This window comes from Pseudomonas cremoricolorata (genome assembly GCF_000759535.1).
Taxonomy (GTDB): Bacteria; Pseudomonadota; Gammaproteobacteria; order Pseudomonadales; family Pseudomonadaceae; genus Aquipseudomonas; species Aquipseudomonas cremoricolorata_A.
Map to the genome: position 1 here is coordinate 3,202,131 of NZ_CP009455.1, position 19,433 is coordinate 3,221,563.

Consider the following 19,433-nt stretch of genomic DNA (forward strand, 5'->3'; position numbering starts at 1 on the left):
AGCGCCACTGCCGCAGGGCAACTGTTGCGTGAGCAACAGTCGCTCGACAGTTTGCCTCGGCGTCACCAGCCAAAGTCCAGCAAACCCCAACGAAATCAAACAGTTGAAAACGGCACGGGTCCTGCAATGACCCTGTCGAAGCCCAGTCATTGCAGGAGCGCCCTTGAACCGTATTCCTTCTCTTCTGATTCCACTCGGCGCCGCGCTGGCCCTGCTGGGCTGCGAGCGCGCCGAGCAACAGGCCCAGCACAGCGCCGAGCCGATCCACGGCGGCACCCTGGTGTACGCCACTGACCGTGAACCCACCTGCCTCGATCCGCACGTGGCCGGCGACATGCCCCAGGTGTTCGTCGGCCTGCAGTACCTCGACTCGCTGGTGTCGATGAACAGCGAGGGGCAGATCGGCCCATGGCTGGCGACGCACTGGCAGGTGTCCGACGATGGCCTGCGCTACACCTTCCACCTTCGCCGCGACGTGAAGTTCACCGACGGCACGCCGTTCAATGCCCAAGCGGTCAAGGCCAACCTCGAGCACATCGTCAATCCCAAGACCCAGTCCAGCACCGCCGGTGGTTACATCCGCCAGTACCGCGATACGCGGATCATCGACGACTACACCGCCGAAGTGATCCTGGCCACGCCCTACGCCGCGTTTCTCGAAGTGCTCGCCCAAGGCTTTCTCGGCATGCAATCGCCGACGGCGTTGCAGCGCAGCCGTGATGAAAACTGTGAATCCCCGGTCGGCAGCGGCCCGTTCAAGGTGCAGCGCTGGGATCGACAGAGCCAGGTCGAACTGGTGCGCAACCCGGACTACAACTGGGCGCCGCCGACCGCCCGGCATCAGGGGCCAGCGTATCTCGAGCGAGTCATCTGGAAGTTCATCCAGGAACCGTCGGTGCGCTTCGCCTCGCTGCAGGCCGGCGAGGTCGATGTGATCGAAGCCTTGCCGCCCGAGTCGCACGAAGCGGCGCGGCGTAACCCCGATGTCGACCTGATCATCGCCCAGCGGCCCGGCAACCCCACCAACGGCACCTTCAACCTGCGCCGCGCGCCGTTCGATGACATTCGCGTGCGCGAGGCCTTCGTGCGCAGCGCTGATGTCGAAGGTGCGCTGAAAAGCGTGTATTTCGGCGAGTTCAGCCGCGCCGGCGGGCCGCTGAGCAGCGCCACGCCGTTCTACAGTGCCGACTTCCAACGCAGCCAGGACTACGACCCGGCACGCGCAGCCAGGCTGCTCGACGAAGCCGGCTGGACTGCCCGCGACGCTGACGGCTACCGCAGCAAGAACGGCCAGCGCCTGCGTGCCGTGGTGCTGATTGGCGCGCGTACCACGCCTTCGGAGCTGACCCTGTGGGAGCAGGTCCAGGCCACCACCCGCCAGGTCGGGCTGGAACTGGTGCTCGAACAGATGAGCGATGCCCAGGCCACCGCACGCCAGGCTGCGTGGGACTACGATATTCGCCTGGGCTACTGGAACACCAACACCCCGGACGTGCTGCGCATCATCTTCACCAGCGCCTTCGTGCAGCCGGCCGGGGTCGGCGGCTATCACCAGAACTCCTCCGGCTATGCCGACCCGGCCTACGACGCGCTGCTCGACAGCGGCCTGGCCACCCAGGACGCCGAACAGCGCCGGCAAATCTACCACCAGGCGCAGCAACAGGCCGCCGCGCAGTACCTGCAACTGACCACCTACCCGCAAAGCACGCGCCTGGGCCTGTACAAGACCGCCCATGGCGTGGCCGTGGAAGCTTCGCTGGCGGTCACCTACCTCTACGATGCCTGGGTGAACAAATGAAACCGACTTCCCGTGCTGTGAACGACCCACGCCGCGAGCGCTGGGCAGCCCTTGGCCGGCGCGCCGCTGTGCGCCTCGGCGGCGGCGCTCTGGTGCTGTGGGCGGTGGCGACGCTGACCTTTTTCGCCCTGCGCCTGATGCCCGGTGATCCGGTACTGGCGATTCTCGGTGGCCCGAGCAGTAACCCCACCCCTGAGGCGATCGAAGCCGCGCGCATCGAATATGGCCTGGACAAGCCACTGGCGGTGCAATACCTGCTGTACCTGTGGCGCCTGCTGCACGGCGACCTGGGGGTGTCCTACGCCCAGCACCTGCCAGTGACGCGGGTGCTGGCCGAGCAGGGCGGGGCCACCTTGCAACTGACCTTGGCCGCGCTGCTGTTGGCCTGGCTGCTGGTGCTGCTGCTGACCGTGGTCACCGCCGGACGCGGACGACTGGTCGGCGGGCTGGCGTCGCTGGCCGAAACCCTCAGCGCCTCGTTGCCGCACTTCTGGCTCGGCGTGATGTTGCTGGCGGTGTTCGCCTTCGGCCTGCGCTGGTTCCCGCCGGCCGGCAGCGATGGCCTGGCCAGCCTGGTGCTACCAGCGTTCGCCCTGGCCATTCCGCTGGCCGGGTTCATCGCCCAGGTCACCCGCGAATCGCTGGAGCTGACCCTGGAGCAACCCTTCGTGCTCACTGCCCGCACCCGTGGCCTGAGTGATCTTGCGGTGCGCTTTCGCCATGTGCTGCGCCACGCCCTGTTGCCCGGGGTGTCGCTGTCGGGATGGGCGATTGGCGCGCTGATCAGCGGCGCGGTGGTGTGCGAGGTGATCTTTTCCCGCAAGGGCGTGGGACGCCAGCTGTACCAGGCGGTGCAGACCCAGGACATGCCGCTGGTGATCGGCATCAGCCTGGTGGTGGCCGCCAGCTACGTGCTGGCCAACATTCTGGTCGACCTGCTGTACCAGTGGATCGACCCTCGGCAACAGGAAGTCACAGCATGAGCGATCTGATTCTGCAACGCAGCCACGCCGCGCTGCGCCGCCAGCGCAGCTTCAACCTGCCACCGCTGGGCGCGACCCTGGCCATCGGCTTTCTTGCCGCGTTGCTGCTGGCAGCGCTGGCGCCGGCTCTGTTCACCGCCACCGATCCGCTGGCCATCGTCCCGCGTGAGGCCTTCCAGCCACCGAGCTGGGCGCACTGGCTGGGCACCGACCAGTCGGGGCGCGACATCTTCGCGCGAATCATTCATGGCGCGCGGCAGAGCCTGTCGATCGGCGTGGCGGCGACCGCCTTGTCGATGACCATCGCCATTGCCCTGGGCCTGCTCGGCGGGCTTGGCGGCGCGCGCCTGGACCGTGGCGTGGGCTGGCTGCTGGAGGTGCTGTTCGCCTTCCCCAGCCTGGTACTGGCGCTGCTGTTCGTCGCGGTATTCGGCAGTGGCGTGGGGCCGCTGATCATCGCCACCGGTCTGGGTGGTGCGCCAGGCTATGCGCGCATGGTCCGTGGCCAGGTGCTGGCGGTGCGTAACGCCGGCTATATCGAAGCGGCGCGCGCGCTGGGCCATCCGACCTCGCGCATCATTCTGCGCCAATTGCTGCCCAACGCCATGCGCCCGCTGGTGGTGACCCTGACCATGGGCGTGGGCCAGGCCATCGTCTGGGCCTCGGCGCTGAGCTTTCTGGGCCTCGGCGCACGGCCGCCGGCGCCGGAGTGGGGGACCATGCTGTCGATGGGCCGCGACTTCATCGCCAGCGCCTGGTGGCTGACCTTCTTCCCTGGCCTGTTCATCGTCCTCACCACCCTGTCCACCACGGTGACCGGGCGCTATATCCAACACCGTCTGGAGGGCCGCCGGCCATGAGCGACAAGACCTTGATCGTCGAAGGCCTGCAGGTGGCCTTCGCCGGCGTCGATGTGGTGCGCGACCTGTCGTTCACCTTGAGCCCAGGCCGCTGTGTGGCGCTGGTGGGTGAATCCGGCTCGGGCAAGAGCGTCAGCGCGCGCAGCCTGGTGGGCCTGGCCGGAAGTAGTGCGCAGGTCAGCGCGCGGCGCCTGAGTTTTGCCGGGCAGGATTTGCTCAGCCTCAGTGAGCGCCAGTGGCGTGAAGTGCGCGGCAAGGACATCGGCTTCGTGCTGCAGGATGCCTTGGTTTCGCTCGACCCGCTGCGCCCAGTGGGCAAGGAGATTCTTGAGGTGTTGCAGACCCACGGCTACGGCGACCGTCACAGCCGCAGCGCGCGCGTGCATGAATTGCTCGAACGGGTCGGCGTGCCCGATGTGGCGCTGCGCGCGCGGCAGCGTCCGGGGCAGTTGTCCGGTGGTCTGCGCCAGCGGGCACTGATCGCCAGCGCCCTGGCCCTGGACCCTGCGTTGGTGATTGCCGACGAGCCGACTACGGCGCTGGATGCCACCGTGCAGGCGCAGATTCTGGCAGTGTTTCGCGAGATCAAGGCGCGTGGCGCGGCGCTGCTGATCATCAGCCACGACCTGGCGGTGGTGGCACAACTGGCCGATGAGGTGGTGGTGCTGCGCCTTGGCGAGGTGGTCGAGCAGGGGCCGATGCAGCAGGTGCTGCGCCAGCCCCGGCATGCCTACACCCAGGCGCTGCTGGCGGCAGTGCCCTCGGCGCACCCGCGCGGGCAGCGCTTGTCACCTGAACGCGCCGTCGAGCCTGCCATTGCGGCGCCCCGCAGCCCCGGCGAGGTGCTGCTTGCCGGGCGTGGCCTGGGCAAACGCTACCTCGGCCCGGATGGCCAGTTGCGGCAGGTGCTGGAGGATGTCGACTTCACCCTGCGCGCCGGGCAGACCCTGGGTATCGTCGGTGAGTCAGGCTCGGGCAAGACCACCGTGGCGCGCATTGCCCTGGGTTTGCTAGCGCCCGACCAGGGCGAGGTGCGCTACCGCGGAAAACCCTGGAACGGCCCCGGCGATGCGGTCAGCGAAGCCCAGCGCCGCCCGCTGCGCGGCGAGATCAGCGTCATCTACCAAGACCCACTGGGATCGTTCGACCCGCGCTGGAGCGTGGCGCAGATTCTCGACGACGCCTTGCACGTGGCCGGTCTGGAAGCCGCTGCGCGGCCGGCACGTATCGCCGTGCTGCTGGAGCAGGTGCGGCTGCCCGCCACGCTCGCCCAGCGCCGGCCGTTGCAGCTTTCGGGCGGCCAGCGCCAGCGCGTGGCGATTGCCCGGGCGATTGCCAGCGAGCCGAAGCTGATCATCTGTGACGAGCCGGTGTCGGCGCTTGACGTGTCGGTGCAGGCGCAGGTGCTCGACCTGCTCGCCGATCTGCAAGAGCAACTGGGCCTGGCCTACCTGTTCATTTCCCACGACCTGGGGGTGATTCGCCATGTCAGCGACCAAGTGCTGGTGATGCGCCATGGGCGGGTAGTGGAGCACGCGCCAGTCGAGCAACTGTTCGCCCACCCGGCCCACGAATACACGCAGCGCCTGCTCGGTGCCGTGCCGCATCTACCGGGCAGCGGCAGCGAATTGGTGGTGCCGCCGCTGGACCTGGAGCATGAGGCGTTCGACCTGTTCGACGAGTCGCGGCTGTGGAAGATCGCCATCTGAATACCCCGGGCGGCCGCACCGTACAGGCGTGTTGGCGGCGCCCTGAATACCCTGAACAAAGGACTGAAGCATGAGCACGTTTCAACGCTTTCCCAGCCAGCCACCGGCTGCCGATGTCACCACGCTGAAGGCCCGTATCGGCGCACTGTTGCCGGCCATTGGCGCTGGCGCCGCGCAACGTGAACGTGAACGCCAGTTGCCCCACGGGGCGATTGCCCAACTGGCTGCGGCCGGGGTCTACACGGTGCGCATTCCGGTTCGCCATGGCGGTCCAGGCGGTAGCGTCAGCGATGTCATCGAAGTGCTGCTGAGTATCGCCGCGGTCGATTCCAACGTCGCCCAGGCCCTGCGCCCGGGGCTGGCCTTCGTCGAGGGCCTGCTGGCGTCCACCGACGTCAACGCCGCGGCCGAGCGCGAGCGCTGGTTCGCCCGCCTGCTCGAAGGCGCGGTGATCGGCAATGCCGGCTGGGAGCTGGGTGGCGCCAATGGCGCCATCGCCGCGCGGCTGGTGCGCGAGGGCGAGCACTTTCGCGCCAGCGGCAGCAAGTTCTACAGCACCGGCGCGCTGTTCGCCGACTACGTCAGTGCGGTGGCGCTGGATGAGCACGAGCGGCCGGTGTCGTTCATCCTGCCGCGGGGGCGCGAGGGCCTGGAACTGCTGGATGATTTCGACGCCATGGGCCAGCGCCTGACCGCCAGCGGCACCACGCATTTGCACAATGTTCGGGTCGAGGCCGACGAAATTCGCCCGCGCACCGTCGAGGAAGGTTCGCGCACTGTGGTCACACCGTTTCTGCAACTGTTCCTCGGCACCGTGCTGGCGGGTATCGCCCGCAATGCCCTGAGCGATGCCAGCGCCTTTGCCCGTGAGCATGCGCGACCGATCAAACACAGCAGCGCCAGCCGCTCGGTGGATGACCCTTACGTGGAACTGGCGGTGGGCGATATCGCCGCCCGCGCCTATGCCGCCGAGGCGTTGGTGCTCAAGGCCGCCGCAGCCATCGACCGGGCCTGGGCCAGCGGCCTGGCGGGGGAGACCGTGGAGCACGCCGCCCTCGAAGTGGCCCAGGCCCAGTACCTGGCCGCCGAGCTTGCGCTCAAGGCCGCAGAAACCCTGTTCGAGGTCGGCGGGGCCTCGACCACCGGCCGCCAGCACAACCTCGACCGGCACTGGCGCAACGCGCGCACGGTGGCCAACCACAACCCGCGGCAATGGAAGGCGGCAGTGGTCGGCGCCTGGCACCTCAAGGGCACACCGCCCCCTGTCTCGGGGCTGTTTTGAGCGGTCTGCCAGCGCCAGTGCCAACCTCAGCCCAGGTGCATCGACACGCTCAACGCCATCCACGAACCGTGCCGCTGATCATCGGCGCCGCGCTGTTCATGGAGCTGCGCGACGGCACCGCGGTGCTCACCGCACTGCCGCAGATGGCTGCCGACTTTGCCGAACCCAGCCTGCGCATGAACTGGGTGGTGTCGCTGTACATGCTGGCGCTGTCGTTGTTGCGCCTGCGCAGTTTCGGTACTGCTGGCGAGCCTGGCGCAGTGGCACGGGCGCAGCGAAACGTCGGTGGCGGATGTGGTCGTGGTGATGCTCGCCTGCGCGTGCCTGTGCGCGCTGTCGGGGGCGGTGTTTCGCCGTTTGCATGCCTGAGCGCGGCAGTGTGGCTCAGATCGACAGACGCACCACGCGCTCATCGACCACTTGCGGCAGCGGCCCGCGACGCTTGTTCACCAACAGTTCGCCAATGGCGATCAGCCGCGTGCGGGTGACGTTGCGCGACAGCCCCAGCAGTTGCGCGGTGTGCACCTGGTTGTAATGGCAGAAATGGTAGGCCGAGCGCAGCAGGGCGTTCTCCACCGTTTCGTACAGCGCCCCGGGCTGCTCTTCATAGAGCCGGCTAAAGGCCTGTTGCAGCAGGGCTTCGGCGCCCTGTGGCGCCAGCGTTTGTTCCTGGCGCTCCAGGCGCAGGTGCGACAGCCGCAAATCCTCAGCCTGCACCTGGCCTTCGCCGCAGGTCAGCAGGCTGTGGTGAATGACGTTTTCCAGCTCGCGAATATTGCCCGGCCAGCTGTAGTCCACCAGCTTGGCCTGAGCGCCTTGACTCAACTCCACCGGGCCATAGCCCAGACGCTCGCTGTAACTGCGAATGAAGTGCCTGGCCAGGGGCAGGATGTCGCCGGGACGGTCGCGCAGCGGGTGCAGCTGCAAGGTCACGACGTTCAGACGGTAGTAGAGGTCTTCGCGAAAGTGCCCGGCGTTGATGGCCTTTTCCAGCAGTACGTTGGTGGCGGCCAGCACCCGCACATTGATCTTGATGCTCTTGCGCGAGCCGAGGCGCACCACCTCGCGCTCCTGCAGCACGCGCAGCAGCTTGACCTGGATCGGCAACGGCAGATCGCCGATTTCATCGAGAAACAGCGTGCCGCCGTTGGCTTCTTCGAACCAGCCGGCCTTGGCCGCCAGCGCGCCGGTGAAGGCGCCTTTTTCGTGGCCGAACAGCTCGGCCTCTACCAGCGACTCGGAAAACGCGCCGCAGTTGACCGCGATGAACGGGCCATTGCGCCGGCCGCTGAGGTTGTGGATGTGACGGGCGACCAGTTCCTTGCCGGTGCCGGTCTCGCCGATCACCAGCACGCTGGCTTCGCTCGGTGCGACCTGTTGCAAGTGCGCCAGCAAGGCCTGTGAGCGCGGGTCTTCGAACACCTGGGCGGTGGCCCTGATCGAGGTCGCCAGCGACGGCGAGGGGGGCAAGGTGAGCAGTTGCATGGGCATTCCTCAGGAATAGAAGGACGGGGTGGGGCGCCTGTTGGCCAGGGCCCACTCGCCGAGCTCGTGGATGCGGTAGTCAACCGGGTCGTGCAGGGTTTGTGTCCTCAGGTTGCGCCAGTGACGGTCGAAGCGCAGTGAGGCATGGGTGGCGCGCGCGCCAGTGACTTCGAACAGCCGGCTGCACAGGTCCAGGCCATGCCGGGTGGCGGCGACCTTGGCCGTGCCGACCGCCACGGCGAGATCCCCGCGCTCTTCGGCACTCAGCGCCTGTTCTTTGGCCCAGGCCTGATCCAGACGCTGCGCGGCGCGTTCGATGAGGGCGCGGGTACCTTCCAGGCCGACCCAGAACTCGCCGTAATGGCGCAGCAGGTAAGGGTCATCGGCGCTCTGGCTGGCCTGGGAGCGGAACCACGGGCGGCTCTCCTTGAGGCTGTACTGGCGGGCCTCGGCGAACGCCCCTTCGGCGATGCCGAGAAACAGGTTGGCGAAATGCAACTGCGCGATCAGCGGGCGCAATGCTGCGAATGGCGTGCTCAAGGGGCCGGGGTCGAGCAGCAGTTCGTTGTGCTCGACGCGCACCCGCTCGAACGTGGCGCTGCCGCTGTCGGTCTGGCGCTGGCCGATGTTGTGCCAGTCATCGTGCAGGCTGATGCCGCTGCGCCCGCTGGGGATGGCCGCGATCAATAGCTTGCCGCCGGCGCGTTCGTCGACCGCCGAGGCGATGAGCATTTCCGAGTCGGTGGCGCCCGAGCAGAAGCTCTTCTTCCCGGAAAACTCGTACCAGCCGTCGTGGTGGCGCACCACCGTGCGGGTGTCCAGCGGATTGAGTGCGTTGCCCCAGAACCACTGCTTGCGCGCGGTCTGTTCGAACCAGGGTTGCCACTGCTCGGGGCGGGAGAACAGCCGCACGGTGGCAAGCATCAGATGATGAAACCCGAACACATGGGCGATGGAGCTGTCGACCCGGGCCAGTTCGCGCACCACCTCGAAGGTTTCCTGCCAATTGGCGCCCTGGCCACCGAAGGCCCGGGGAATGGCCAGCGACAGCAAGCCGCTGGCGCGCAGTGCGTCGCGTTCGAGTTTCGGCGTGCCGCCGCGCTCGTCACGCTCCACGGCGGTCTGGGCGAACTGCGCAGCCAGTTCCTGCGCCAGCACAAGGGCCGGACGCGTGGCATTCAACGGTGCAGTCATTGGCAGCTCCCCAGGCAGGTAGAGGCTGGGCGAGCCAAGCGGACAAGGTGAGCGTGACTTATGCCTGGGGATTGGGCGGCAGGGTTCAGCAGGGGGCTCATGGGCAAGTCTCCGGTCTATCGAGCAGGGGACTTTGCTGGAGCAATCGTCGTGCCGTTGTGCAATGTTCCTGAATATCAACGGCTTGGCAGCCTGTGCCGACAAGCGCGAGTGCTGCGTGAGCGACACCTGTTGATCGAGTGTTGCGCTGTAGACAGCAGGCAGCGTGTTGGCTGTCAGTCAGAGGAGTTATAACCAAGCTGGTGTCATCAAAAAAAGAATAAGAATTCATATTGTTATTTCTTTTTATGATTTTGGTGCGTGGTCCTTCACGCATTCTGGCCGCTCAGTTACCGCAGGGGTCGGATGGGCCGACACCCTCAGCCACTGACTGTTGCAAATCCTGGTACCACAGTCCGGCGTCGTAGGCGAGGGTCACCACGGTGGTGTCGGCATACTGCGGTTGCTGCATCAGGCGATGCGCCGCGGCCAGGCAGGCCGCCGCGGTATTGCCGACGTACACGCCGCTTTGCATGTAGAACTGACGCTGGGCCAAGAGCATTTCCCCGTGCTGCACGGTGCAGTGCTGATCGACCAACGACCACTCCAGAAACGGTGGGCTGACGCCGACCGCCATGCCCTCGAAACGGTGATCGGTGAAGGTTCCAGCCTTGGAATCGCTGCCTGCAGGGTCGACCAGTGCCGTTTCCACGTCGAAACCGTGGTCGCGCAGGCCGAGGGTGACGCCGGTGAAGCTGGCGCCGGTGCCGGCACACCCGACGAACAGGATCTCCTTGCCGGCCTGGGCCTTGATCAGCTGGCAGGCAAGCTCTGTGGCGGTCTGGTGGCGATGGGCATCGACGCCCACGGGGTTGTTGAACTGATCGGTGTAGAAGTACGACTTGCCATGGGCGTCCTGATGCTGCAGATGGTGCTGCACCACTTCCTTGGGTGAGGCGCCCTCGAGCAGCATGTCCTTGCCGATCAGGGTGGCGCCGAAGCATTCCAGCAGGTCACGCTTGGTCTTGCTGAAGCCAAGGCCGACCGCCAGTTCCACGGCGATGTCGTAGCGGTGACAGGCAGCGATCAGGCCGAAGCCGAAGTTGCCGCCGGTCTTCTCGATCACCGTAGTCTGGCCCGGCACGATATCGCCGTTGCGCACTGCGCTGTCGATGATGTGGCGGGCGGCACGGTACTTGTGGCTGCCGCCAGGGTTATGCAGTTCCAGCTTGGTCAACAGGCGTTCACGGGTGCGGATCAGCTTGCTCATTTGCCGCTGCTCATCGAGGCGTAATGGGGGTGTGGCCTGGTTTGCAGCACCAGCACCGCGGCGATCAGCAGTAGCGCGCAGAGCACCAGGCACAGGACGTTGGTGCCGACCCAACCGATGCTGCTGAGCAACAGCGCCGGGCTGAAGGCACCGAGGGTGGCGAAGATGGCGATGGCCAAGTCGTTCTTGCCTTGCATCTGCATGGCACCCGGTGCGTTCTGCAGGGCTTGGGCCAGCAGCGCGCCACCGCCGACGTAGGTCAGGTTCCAGCCCAGGCCAAGAATCACCAGCGATACGGTCATGGCGGCATAGCCCTGGCTGGTCATGTTCAACAGCGCGCAGCCGATCAGCATGGCCAGGCCACTGCAAATGGTCGTGCGCAACCCCAGCCGCTCGATGATCGCCCCGGTGAAGAACGACGGCGCGAACATCGCGATCACATGCCACTGGATCGCCAGGCGCACGTCAGAAAAATCTTCATGCATGTGCTGCATGTGCATCGAGGCCTGGATCATCAGCAGGTTCATCACCCCGTAGCCCACCGCCGCCACGGCCATTGCCGTGAGCAATGTAGGGTTGAGCGCCGGTGCTGCAACCGGCGTGGCGTTCGCCGAGGGCTGTGCGGCCTGCTCGCTCGGGGCGCTGTCAGGCAGGCACAGGGCGATCAACAGCGACAGCATGGCCAGCCCGACGAAAGCGGCGTAGCACAGGGAAAACAGCGAGTAACCCGCGACCTCGCGCAGCAGTTCGGTGAGCGTCGGGCCGACCACCGCTGCGACCACCCCGCCGGCGACCACCAGCGACAGCGCCTTGGGCTTGAGCAGCGCGGGCAGGTTGTCGGTGGCGGCGAAACGGTTGAAGTTGGCGAAGGCGATGTACACCCCAAGCGCCGCGTGGCTGAGCACCAGCAGGGCGAATTGCTGGTGTTCGACGGCGAAGAAGCCGCTCACCCCAGAGACGATCAGCGGCAGGGCGCCGAGGATGAATGCGGGCCTGCGGCCAATGCGGCTCATCAGCTTCGCCGCAGGGTAGGTGGCGAGCATGACGCAGAGGAACTGCACACCGTAGGGCAGGGTGGACCACTGCGCAGCAGGTGCCAGCGCCGAGCCGACGATCGCCGCCATGGTCACCGACATGACCGCCGTGGTGAGGTTGATCGACTGCGCGGTGAAATACAGGTAGGTGCGGCGGGGCAATGTCTGGCTCATGCGCGGTGCTCCCGGTAGGCCGACAGATCAATCGCGGCGTCTGGGAATTCGCACATCAGGCGTTCCTTGCTCTTGCCCAGGCGTTTGCGCCGCACGTGCAGGCGGCCGATGCGCTGCGGCGAGTCGAGGTGGGTGCCTCCGCAGGGAATCTCGATGCCACGGTACGACCACAGCCGAGCGTCTTCGAAGCCTTGCACGGCGGTGTTCTCGATGGCGTCCTGCCAGGCGATCAGCTCATTGGCGCGGCGCTCGATTTCGCGCACGTCCTCGGCGCTGAAGGGTTCTTCGACGAGGAAATCGAAGCGCGCGCCGTCTTCCTTGATGTGGCAACCGATGGTCCACTGTTCCAGTTCCTGGCGCACGGCAATGGCCGCGGCATACAGGAAGTGGCTGGCGCTGTGCGAGACCGTCAGGCGATCACGGCGCTCGGCATCGATGCACACCCGTGCCGGCATCCCGGCAGTGACCTGTTCGAGCAAATGCAGATCTTCCGGGTGAATCATATGCAGAATGATCCCGCCCAACTTTCCGCCTTTGAAACCTTCAAGGCGAATCGGTGTGCCGTAGAGTTTCTTCGCCCAGATAAAACGCAACGTACCGATCGGCAATTCGATGGTGCCGAAGTCCGCCTCCTGGCCACCGCCTTCGGGATAGGCGACGGTACTATCGAGTTCCAGTGCGTCGGCATGTACGCGGGCCACCTGAGTGTCAGCGGCAGTCAGGTATTGATCCTGATAATAGAGTTTCTCGGTGGTGCGCAGTACTTCATGGGTGAGTAAATCGTTCATTGTTCTAATACCATCTGTAAGGCGGTTTTAACGTGAACTTTGGCGCGTGCCGGTACATCTTTGCTGATGATGCAACCGGGACCGATGAACGCATCGTTGCCAACGTGTACCGGGCCCAGGACACTGCTGAAGGCGCCGATCTGAACACGGTCGCCGATGCGCGGATGTCGGGCACCGCAGGGGTTCTGACTGATGCCGCGGGCGCCCAGGGTGACGCCGCCGAGGATGTAGCAGTCATCGCCGATGACTGAGGTTTCGCCGATCACCGTGCCCACTCCGTGGTCGATGATGAAGCGTGCGCCGATGCGGGCATGGCAGTGGATTTCAGCGCCCGAGAGCATCTTGCCGCGTCGCGAGACAATCGCCGCCAGGCTGCGTTCGTAGGCCGCCAAATTGCCGCAGGTCTGGGCGATCTGATGCGCCAGGCGGTAATGCAACACGGCGGCATAAGAGGTGTAAGTGCGGGCGATGAACACCGGATCGAAACCGGCTGCCGGATCTTTCGCGGCAAAGGCGAGCAAATCGTCGTGGCACTGGTCGGCAACCATTTCAAGCATGTCAGTATCGCTAATCAAGGAATATTCCTGCGGCGAACAACATTCCAGAAGTGCCGCAGTGAGCAAGTTTCTGACGAGTTTGAACGACTCTTGTTCATAATGAACTGGAAGTCGAACGGTCGCAGAAGTCTGTATGTCCATATGGGCCATAATGTCGATTTCCAGTGGTCTGGTTGTTTGGCGTGGTGCGCGGAAGTTGTTGAACTTGGCGTTCAGTACGAAAGGAATAATGGCACTATTCCTACGGATGAAAACGAACAGTCGACATCGTTTCCAGGTAACTGTTAGGCTCTATTTCCTAACGGCTGGCGGACCCTGGCATGAGCACCAACGCCCTCTACGATTCCCTCAAGCAGCGTCTGGCCGATGGCGAGTGGCTGGCCGGGCAGCGCATGCCGTCGATCCGCAAGCTGGCCGCCGCCGGGCACAGTTATCACGATGCCGTTTCCGCCTATGCGCGGCTGGTCAGTGAAGGCGAACTGACCGCCTTCGCCGGACGCGGTTACTTCGTCACCAGCCGCGCCGCGCAGATCGCCGTCAGCCATGACCCGCAGAGCATGGATGGCGATCCGCTGTTCAAGCTGCTGCAGGGCGGCCAGCACTACACCAAGCTCGGTTGTGGCTGGCTCCCGCCGGAGTGGCGCGACACCGACTCGCTGGCCAAGGCGATTCGCCGCACCGCGCGGCTCGAGCAGAGCTCGCTGGCCGAGTACGGCGATATCCTTGGTCACTTGCCGATGCGCAAGCAGCTGTGCGTACACATGAAGCGTCAAACCCGCGTCGATGCCCGGCCCAGTCAGGTCATCACCACCCTGGGCGCCACCCAGGCGCTGGACCTCATCGCCCGCTTGCTGCTCAAGCCCGGTGATCAGGTGTTCGTCGACGAGCCGGGCAATGGCAACCTGATTCGCCTGATTCAATTGGCTGGCGGCCAGGTCATCGGCATTCCGCGCACCCAGGACGGGCCTGATATCGAAGCCATGCAGGCGCACCTGGCCACGCACAGGATCAAGGCGTTCTTCTGCAACAGCACCTTCCACAACCCCACCGGCGGCAACATCAGCCCGCACAACGCCTTCAAGGTGCTGCGCCTGGCCATCGAGCATGAGTTCTATGTGGTCGAGGACGATGTCTACGGCGATTTCAGCCCCGGCGTGCGGCAAACCTTCGCCGAGTTGGATAACCTGGAGCGGGTGATCTACATCGGCAGTTTTTCCAAATGCCTGTCGGCCTCGCTAAGGGTTGGCTACATCGCCTGCGCCCAAGAGCTGATCGAGCCGCTGACGCGCCTGAAACTGCTCACCTGCGTGGCGGTGCCGGCGTTCTGCGAACGCTTCGTCAACACGATTCTGTCCGATGGCACCTACGCCCGGCACATGAAGGATGTGCAGCAGCGCCTGATCAGCCAGCAGGTACAGACCCAGAAGCTATTGCTCGAACGCGGCTGGCGCTTCGACATCGAGCCCCAGGGCGGCATGTTCATCTGGGCCTATCACCCCGAGCTTGCCAACCTGCAGGCGCTGATCGCGCGCCTCGAACAGCAGAAGATTCTGCTGATGCCCGGCTCGGCGTTCGCCGTGGGGCGTGACTACCAGCGCTATGCGCGCATCAACTGCACGCACTTTTCCCAGGCGGTGGCTCAGCACTTCACGGTCAAGTCATCCTGATCTCACTCGTATCATTATTCATCACGCAAACATCGGCGCCTGCTGAACCCTCGGCCAGCGCGCTGGACTAATCTGCAAAGGTTTCATGGTCTTGTCATTCAAATCACGTAGGAGCAACCAGCACATGCAATTAGGAATCGTCGGCTTGGGCCGCATGGGCGGCAACATCGCAAGACGGCTTATGCGCGCTGGGCACCAAGTGGTCGCACACGATCGCGACCACAACGCAGTCAACACCCTGGCCGGCGAAGGTGCGCTCAGCGCCGCCGATCTTGCCGCCGTGGTGCAGCAGTTACAGGCGCCGCGCGCGGTATGGGTGATGCTGCCGGCCGGTGAGCCGACCGAGCAGACCATCGCGCAACTGGCCGATCTGCTCGAGCCGGGTGACTCGATCATCGACGGTGGCAATACCTTCTATAAAGACGACATGCGCCGCGCCGCCGAGCTGGCCAAGCGTGGTCTGCATTACCTGGACGTCGGCACTTCCGGCGGCGTGTGGGGGCTGGAGCGTGGCTACTGCATGATGATCGGCGGCGAGCGTGATGTGTTCGAGCGTCTCGAGCCGTTGTTCGCAGCGCTGGCCCCAGGCGTCGGCGACATTCCACGTACCCATGGCCTGCAAGGCGAGCACCAGCGCGCCGAACACGGCTACATCCACGCCGGCCCACCCGGCGCCGGGCACTACGTGAAGATGGTCCACAACGGGATCGAGTACGGCTTGATGCAGGCTTACGCCGAGGGCTTCGACCTGCTGCGCAGCAAGGGCAGCGATGAACTGCCAGAGGCGCAGCGCTTCGACCTCAACCTGCCGGAAATCGCCGAGGTCTGGCGCCGCGGCAGTGTCATCACCTCGTGGTTGCTCGACCTCACCGCCGATGCCATGGCGGCCGATCCGCAGCTGTCGCAGTTCAGTGGTTCGGTGTCGGACAGCGGTGAAGGGCGTTGGACGGTCGATGCCGCCGTCGAGCAGGCGACCCCGGTACCGGTGCTCTCCAGCGCCTTGTTCGCCCGCTTCCGCTCGCGTCAGCAGCAAGGTACTTACGGCGACAAGGTGCTGTCGGCCATGCGCCTGGGCTTCGGTGGTCATGTCGAGAAGAAAAGCTGATGAAAAAAACCAAGACGCCTGCTGCTCCGCCCTGCACGCTGTTCTTGTTCGGTGCCAACGGTGACCTGGTCAAACGCCTGTTGATGCCCGCGCTGTACAACCTGAGCCGCGATGGCTTGCTCGACCGCAACCTGCGCATCGTCGGCGTCGATCACAACGAGGTCACCGCCGAGGGTTTTGCCGAGCGTCTGCACGATTTCCTCACCGAGCGCGACAAGGGCGGTGAGGGCGCGCCCAAGACCCTCGACGAAGCCCTGTGGGCCAAGCTTGCCAGGCGTCTTGACTACCAGACCGGCGATTTTCTCGACCCGGCCACCTACCAGGCGATCGCCCAGCGCATCGCCAAGACCTCCCACGGCAATGCCATCTTCTACCTCGCCACCTCACCGCGCTTCTTTCCCGAAGTGGCCCAGCGTCTGGGCGAGGCGGGGTTGCTCGATGAGTCATCCGGCGGTTTTCGCCGGGTGGTGGTGGAAAAACCGTTCGGCACCGATCTGGCCAGCGCCCAGGCGCTCAACGCCCGCCTGCTGAAGGTCATGGACGAGCGGCAGATCTACCGCATCGACCATTACCTGGGTAAGGAAACGGTGCAGAACATACTCGTCAGCCGGTTCTCCAACGGGCTGTTCGAATCGTTCTGGAACAACCACTACATCGACCACGTGCAGATCACCGCGGCGGAAACCGTCGGTGTGGAAACCCGCGGCGCGTTCTACGACAGCACCGGCGCTTTGCGCGACATGGTTCCCAATCACCTGTTCCAGTTGCTGGCGATGGTGGCCATGGAACCGCCTGCGGCCTTCGGTGCCGATGCCGTGCGCGGCGAGAAAGCCAAGGTGGTGGGGGCGATTCGACCGTGGTCGCCCAAGTTGGCGCTGAAAAATTCGGTGCGTGGGCAGTACGCCGCCGGCAAACGCATGCGGGGTTATCGTGACGAGGCCAATGTCGACCCCAAAAGCCAGACCGAAACCTATGTGGCGCTCAAGGTGATGATCGACAACTGGCGCTGGGCCGGGGTGCCGTTCTACCTGCGCACCGGCAAGCGCATGAGCGTACGTGACACGGAAATCGCCATCTGCTTCAAGCCGGCGCCGTACGCGCAGTTCCGCGACATGGAACTGGCCCAGCCCAAACCCAACTATTTGAAGATCCAGATCCAGCCGAACGAAGGCATGTGGTTCGACCTGCAAGCCAAGCGTCCGGGACCTGAACTGGTGATGGAGAACGTCGAACTGGGCTTTGCCTACAAGGATTTTTTCAAGATGAGCCCGGCCACTGGCTACGAGACGCTGATCTACGACTGCCTGACCGGTGACCAAACTCTGTTCCAGCGCGCCGACAACATCGAAAACGGCTGGCGCGCGGTGCAGCCGTTCCTCGATGCCTGGGTCAATGGCGGCGAGGTTCACGAGTACCCGGCCGGGGAGGATGGACCGGAGGCTGGCAACGACCTGCTCGGCCGCGATCACCGAGAGTGGCACACGCTCGGTTGAGCACCGCTCAGGCAATCGGGGCGGCTGGGCGCTCCATCGCTACAGGTTTAGCAACTCTTGTGTGAGCGGCTTTAGCCGCCATGGACCGCGAAGCAGTCCCAACCCGTGCTGTTGAAAGCATTACGGGTGAATACCGAATGTGTGGCTGGAACAACCGCGATTCCCAATTGACCGCTACCAAGGACATGAGATGCCCGCTTTGATCGAAGACTATGCCCTGCTGGGCAACTGCCGTAGCGCTGCCCTGGTCAATCGCAACGGTTCGCTGGACTGGTTATCACTGCCGCGTTTCGACGCCCCGGCGGTGTTCGCTAGCCTGCTTGGCAACGAAGAGAACGGCCGTTGGCGAATCGCCCCGTGCGATTCGGTCTCGCACAGCGAGCGGCGCTACCTGGACGATACGCTGGTGCTGGAGACCACCTACGTGACAGCCAGTGGTACGGCGCGGGTACTCGATCTGATGCCGCTCACCGAAACCAACTCGGTGGTACGTATCGTCGAGGGGATAAGCGGCGATGTCCACTTCGAGATGGACCTGGTGCTGCGCTTCGACTATGGCCGCAGCGTGCCGTGGGTCGAGATGCTCGACCCACACACCCTGAGCGCGGTGGCCGGGCCTGACCGGGTGATCCTGTGCAGCAGCGTGGCGCCGCATGCCGCCGACCACCACACCGTGGCGCGCTTTCGCGTCAGTGCCGGCCAGCGGGAAACGTTCAGCCTGCGCCATCAGCGTTCGCACCTGCCCATCGAGCCAGACTGCAACGTTGAGGCGGCGCTGAAAGAAACCATCGACCAGTGGCAGACCTTCGCCAGTCGCTGCCCGGAGGTAGGCCCCTACAGCGCCCAGGTGCGGCGTTCGCTGATCACCCTCAAGGCCATGACCTACGCGCCCACCGGCGGCATCGTCGCGGCGGTGACCACCTCGCTGCCTGAGCGTCTCGGCGGTGAACGCAATTGGGACTACCGCTATTGCTGGCTGCGCGACGCGACCATGACGCTGTTCGCCTTCATGAACCTGGGTTACATCGAAGAGGCCCAAGCCTGGCGTGAATGGCTGCTGCGCTCGGTGGCCGGCAATCCTGAGCAGATGCAGATCATGTATGGCCTGGCCGGTGAGCGCGACCTGCAGGAATACACGCTGCCGTGGCTGGCCGGTTACGAGCATTCGCAGCCGGTGCGGGTCGGCAATGCTGCGGCCAATCAGCACCAACTCGACATCTACGGGGAAGTGGCCGACGCCATGGCCCAGGCGATCAAGGCCGGCCTGCCGCGACACCCGCGCAGTGCGGCGATTTCGCGGCTGATCCTGCCGTACCTGGAAACCATCTGGCGTGATCCGGATGAAGGCATCTGGGAAGTGCGCGGCGGCCAGCAACACTTCGTGCATTCCAAGGTCATGGCCTGGGTCGCCTTCGACCGCGCCGCGCTGCTGGCGGAAAGTGCCGATCAGGACACCGAGCAGAGTCAGCATTACCGCAACGTGGCCGAAGAGATTCGCCGCGAGGTCTGCGAGCGCGGTCTGGACCCGACCGGGCAGTTCTTCGTCCAGGCGTATGACTCCAAAGAAATGGACGCCAGCCTGTTGCAGATCGCCTTGACCGGTTTCTTGCCGGCCGATGACCCACGCTTCTTGCGCACCCTCGAGCAGATCGAACAGCGCCTGCTGCACCAAGGCCTGGTGATGCGCTATGACACCGACAGCGGCGCCGACGGACTGACTGCGGGCGAGGGCACCTTCCTCGTCTGCACGTTCTGGCTGTGCGATGTCTACGTGCTGCTGGGGCGGCGCGACGAGGCCCAGGCCCTGTACGAGCGCCTTCTGGGCTTGTGCAACGATGTCGGCCTGCTGGCCGAACAGTACGACCCGAAAGCCAAACGCATGCTCGGCAACTTCCCCCAGGCGTTCAGCCATATCGGCATCATCAACACCGCGCTCAAACTTCAGGCACGCTGCCCGGTGCGTGATCGCGCCAGTCGCAGCGAATGAGCAGCGTC

Annotated in this window: 16 protein-coding genes; 9 read left to right on the top strand and 7 right to left on the bottom strand. The window is 65.0% G+C overall.

Translation table 11 applies throughout. The features are described from left to right. Positions 1-163: 163 nt before the first annotated feature. The 5 genes from LK03_RS14355 to LK03_RS14375 all read left to right on the top strand — a co-directional run bounded on the left by LK03_RS14355 (position 164) and on the right by LK03_RS14375 (position 6,632). Positions 164-1,798 (top strand): ABC transporter substrate-binding protein, encoded by a 1,635-nt coding sequence (locus LK03_RS14355; protein WP_156109534.1) that lies wholly within the window; start codon positions 164-166, stop codon positions 1,796-1,798. After that, positions 1,795-2,781, top strand: coding sequence for an ABC transporter permease (locus tag LK03_RS14360; protein ID WP_038413031.1), 987 nt, complete (start codon positions 1,795-1,797; stop codon positions 2,779-2,781). The genes LK03_RS14355 and LK03_RS14360 overlap by 4 nt, the downstream gene beginning before the upstream one ends. After that, positions 2,778-3,641 (top strand): ABC transporter permease, encoded by an 864-nt coding sequence (locus tag LK03_RS14365; RefSeq protein WP_038413032.1) that lies wholly within the window; start codon positions 2,778-2,780, stop codon positions 3,639-3,641. Before LK03_RS14360 ends, LK03_RS14365 begins: the two co-directional genes overlap by 4 nt. Further along, positions 3,638-5,350: a dipeptide ABC transporter ATP-binding protein gene (locus LK03_RS14370; protein WP_038413033.1), complete on the top strand. Its 1,713-nt coding sequence runs from the start codon at positions 3,638-3,640 to the stop codon at positions 5,348-5,350. Before LK03_RS14365 ends, LK03_RS14370 begins: the two co-directional genes overlap by 4 nt. 70 nt (positions 5,351-5,420) lie before the next feature. Beyond that, complete coding sequence (locus tag LK03_RS14375; protein WP_038413034.1) at positions 5,421-6,632, top strand: acyl-CoA dehydrogenase family protein; 1,212 nt, start codon at positions 5,421-5,423, stop codon at positions 6,630-6,632. 49 nt (positions 6,633-6,681) lie between these two features. Here LK03_RS14375 and LK03_RS22190 read toward each other — a convergent pair whose 3' ends face one another. The 7 genes from LK03_RS22190 to LK03_RS14405 all read right to left on the bottom strand — a co-directional run bounded on the left by LK03_RS22190 (position 6,682) and on the right by LK03_RS14405 (position 13,323). Further along, positions 6,682-6,834 carry a hypothetical protein gene (locus LK03_RS22190; RefSeq protein WP_156109535.1) on the bottom strand — a complete coding sequence of 51 codons (153 nt, stop codon included), beginning with the start codon at positions 6,832-6,834 and terminating at the stop codon, positions 6,682-6,684. Positions 6,835-7,016: 182 nt separating this feature from the next. Next, positions 7,017-8,117 carry a sigma-54 interaction domain-containing protein gene (locus tag LK03_RS14380; protein WP_038413035.1) on the bottom strand — a complete coding sequence of 367 codons (1,101 nt, stop codon included), beginning with the start codon at positions 8,115-8,117 and terminating at the stop codon, positions 7,017-7,019. Between the two features lie 9 nt (positions 8,118-8,126). Further along, positions 8,127-9,299, bottom strand: a complete 1,173-nt coding sequence (locus tag LK03_RS14385) for an acyl-CoA dehydrogenase family protein (protein WP_167334519.1) — start codon at positions 9,297-9,299, stop codon at positions 8,127-8,129. Positions 9,300-9,696: 397 nt separating this feature from the next. Continuing rightward, positions 9,697-10,620: a pyridoxal-phosphate dependent enzyme gene (locus LK03_RS14390; RefSeq protein WP_038413037.1), complete on the bottom strand. Its 924-nt coding sequence runs from the start codon at positions 10,618-10,620 to the stop codon at positions 9,697-9,699. Then, positions 10,617-11,828, bottom strand: a complete 1,212-nt coding sequence (locus LK03_RS14395) for an MFS transporter (protein WP_049870494.1) — start codon at positions 11,826-11,828, stop codon at positions 10,617-10,619. The genes LK03_RS14390 and LK03_RS14395 overlap by 4 nt, the downstream gene beginning before the upstream one ends. Further along, positions 11,825-12,616: an alanyl-tRNA editing protein gene (locus LK03_RS14400; RefSeq protein ID WP_038413038.1), complete on the bottom strand. Its 792-nt coding sequence runs from the start codon at positions 12,614-12,616 to the stop codon at positions 11,825-11,827. Before LK03_RS14400 ends, LK03_RS14395 begins: the two co-directional genes overlap by 4 nt. Further along, complete coding sequence (locus tag LK03_RS14405) at positions 12,613-13,323, bottom strand: serine O-acetyltransferase (protein ID WP_038413039.1); 711 nt, start codon at positions 13,321-13,323, stop codon at positions 12,613-12,615. The genes LK03_RS14400 and LK03_RS14405 overlap by 4 nt, the downstream gene beginning before the upstream one ends. 170 nt (positions 13,324-13,493) lie before the next feature. Between LK03_RS14405 and LK03_RS14410 the strand changes: the two genes are divergently transcribed. The 4 genes from LK03_RS14410 (at position 13,494) to LK03_RS14425 (ending at position 19,425) form a co-directional block, all read left to right on the top strand. Continuing rightward, a complete protein-coding gene (locus tag LK03_RS14410) occupies positions 13,494-14,840 on the top strand; it encodes a PLP-dependent aminotransferase family protein (protein ID WP_038413040.1) in 1,347 nt (448 codons plus the stop codon). Between the two features lie 85 nt (positions 14,841-14,925). Then, positions 14,926-15,945, top strand: a complete 1,020-nt coding sequence (gene gnd, locus LK03_RS14415; RefSeq protein ID WP_430962047.1) for a phosphogluconate dehydrogenase (NAD(+)-dependent, decarboxylating) — start codon at positions 14,926-14,928, stop codon at positions 15,943-15,945. After that, positions 15,945-17,438 (top strand): glucose-6-phosphate dehydrogenase, encoded by a 1,494-nt coding sequence (zwf, locus tag LK03_RS14420; RefSeq protein WP_038413042.1) that lies wholly within the window; start codon positions 15,945-15,947, stop codon positions 17,436-17,438. Before gnd ends, zwf begins: the two co-directional genes overlap by 1 nt. Before the next feature lie 190 nt (positions 17,439-17,628). Then, positions 17,629-19,425, top strand: a complete 1,797-nt coding sequence (locus LK03_RS14425) for a glycoside hydrolase family 15 protein (RefSeq protein WP_038413043.1) — start codon at positions 17,629-17,631, stop codon at positions 19,423-19,425. Positions 19,426-19,433: the final 8 nt, after the last annotated feature.

Bases quoted from the DNA above. Each gene is read 5' to 3' on its own strand.
- LK03_RS14390 (WP_038413037.1), bottom strand. From the start codon at position 10,620: ATGAGCAAGCTGATCCGCACCCGTGAACGCCTGTTGACCAAGCTGGAA.
- LK03_RS14400 (WP_038413038.1), bottom strand. From the start codon at position 12,616: ATGAACGATTTACTCACCCATGAAGTACTGCGCACCACCGAGAAACTC.
- LK03_RS14370 (WP_038413033.1), top strand. From the start codon at position 3,638: ATGAGCGACAAGACCTTGATCGTCGAAGGCCTGCAGGTGGCCTTCGCC.
- LK03_RS14395 (WP_049870494.1), bottom strand. From the start codon at position 11,828: ATGAGCCAGACATTGCCCCGCCGCACCTACCTGTATTTCACCGCGCAG.
- LK03_RS14365 (WP_038413032.1), top strand. From the start codon at position 2,778: ATGAGCGATCTGATTCTGCAACGCAGCCACGCCGCGCTGCGCCGCCAG.
- LK03_RS14380 (WP_038413035.1), bottom strand. From the start codon at position 8,117: ATGCAACTGCTCACCTTGCCCCCCTCGCCGTCGCTGGCGACCTCGATC.
- LK03_RS14405 (WP_038413039.1), bottom strand. From the start codon at position 13,323: ATGGCCCATATGGACATACAGACTTCTGCGACCGTTCGACTTCCAGTT.
- LK03_RS14360 (WP_038413031.1), top strand. From the start codon at position 1,795: ATGAAACCGACTTCCCGTGCTGTGAACGACCCACGCCGCGAGCGCTGG.
- LK03_RS14425 (WP_038413043.1), top strand. From the start codon at position 17,629: ATGCCCGCTTTGATCGAAGACTATGCCCTGCTGGGCAACTGCCGTAGC.
- LK03_RS14410 (WP_038413040.1), top strand. From the start codon at position 13,494: ATGAGCACCAACGCCCTCTACGATTCCCTCAAGCAGCGTCTGGCCGAT.
- LK03_RS22190 (WP_156109535.1), bottom strand. From the start codon at position 6,834: ATGTACAGCGACACCACCCAGTTCATGCGCAGGCTGGGTTCGGCAAAG.
- LK03_RS14375 (WP_038413034.1), top strand. From the start codon at position 5,421: ATGAGCACGTTTCAACGCTTTCCCAGCCAGCCACCGGCTGCCGATGTC.
- zwf (WP_038413042.1), top strand. From the start codon at position 15,945: ATGAAAAAAACCAAGACGCCTGCTGCTCCGCCCTGCACGCTGTTCTTG.
- gnd (WP_430962047.1), top strand. From the start codon at position 14,926: ATGGTCTTGTCATTCAAATCACGTAGGAGCAACCAGCACATGCAATTA.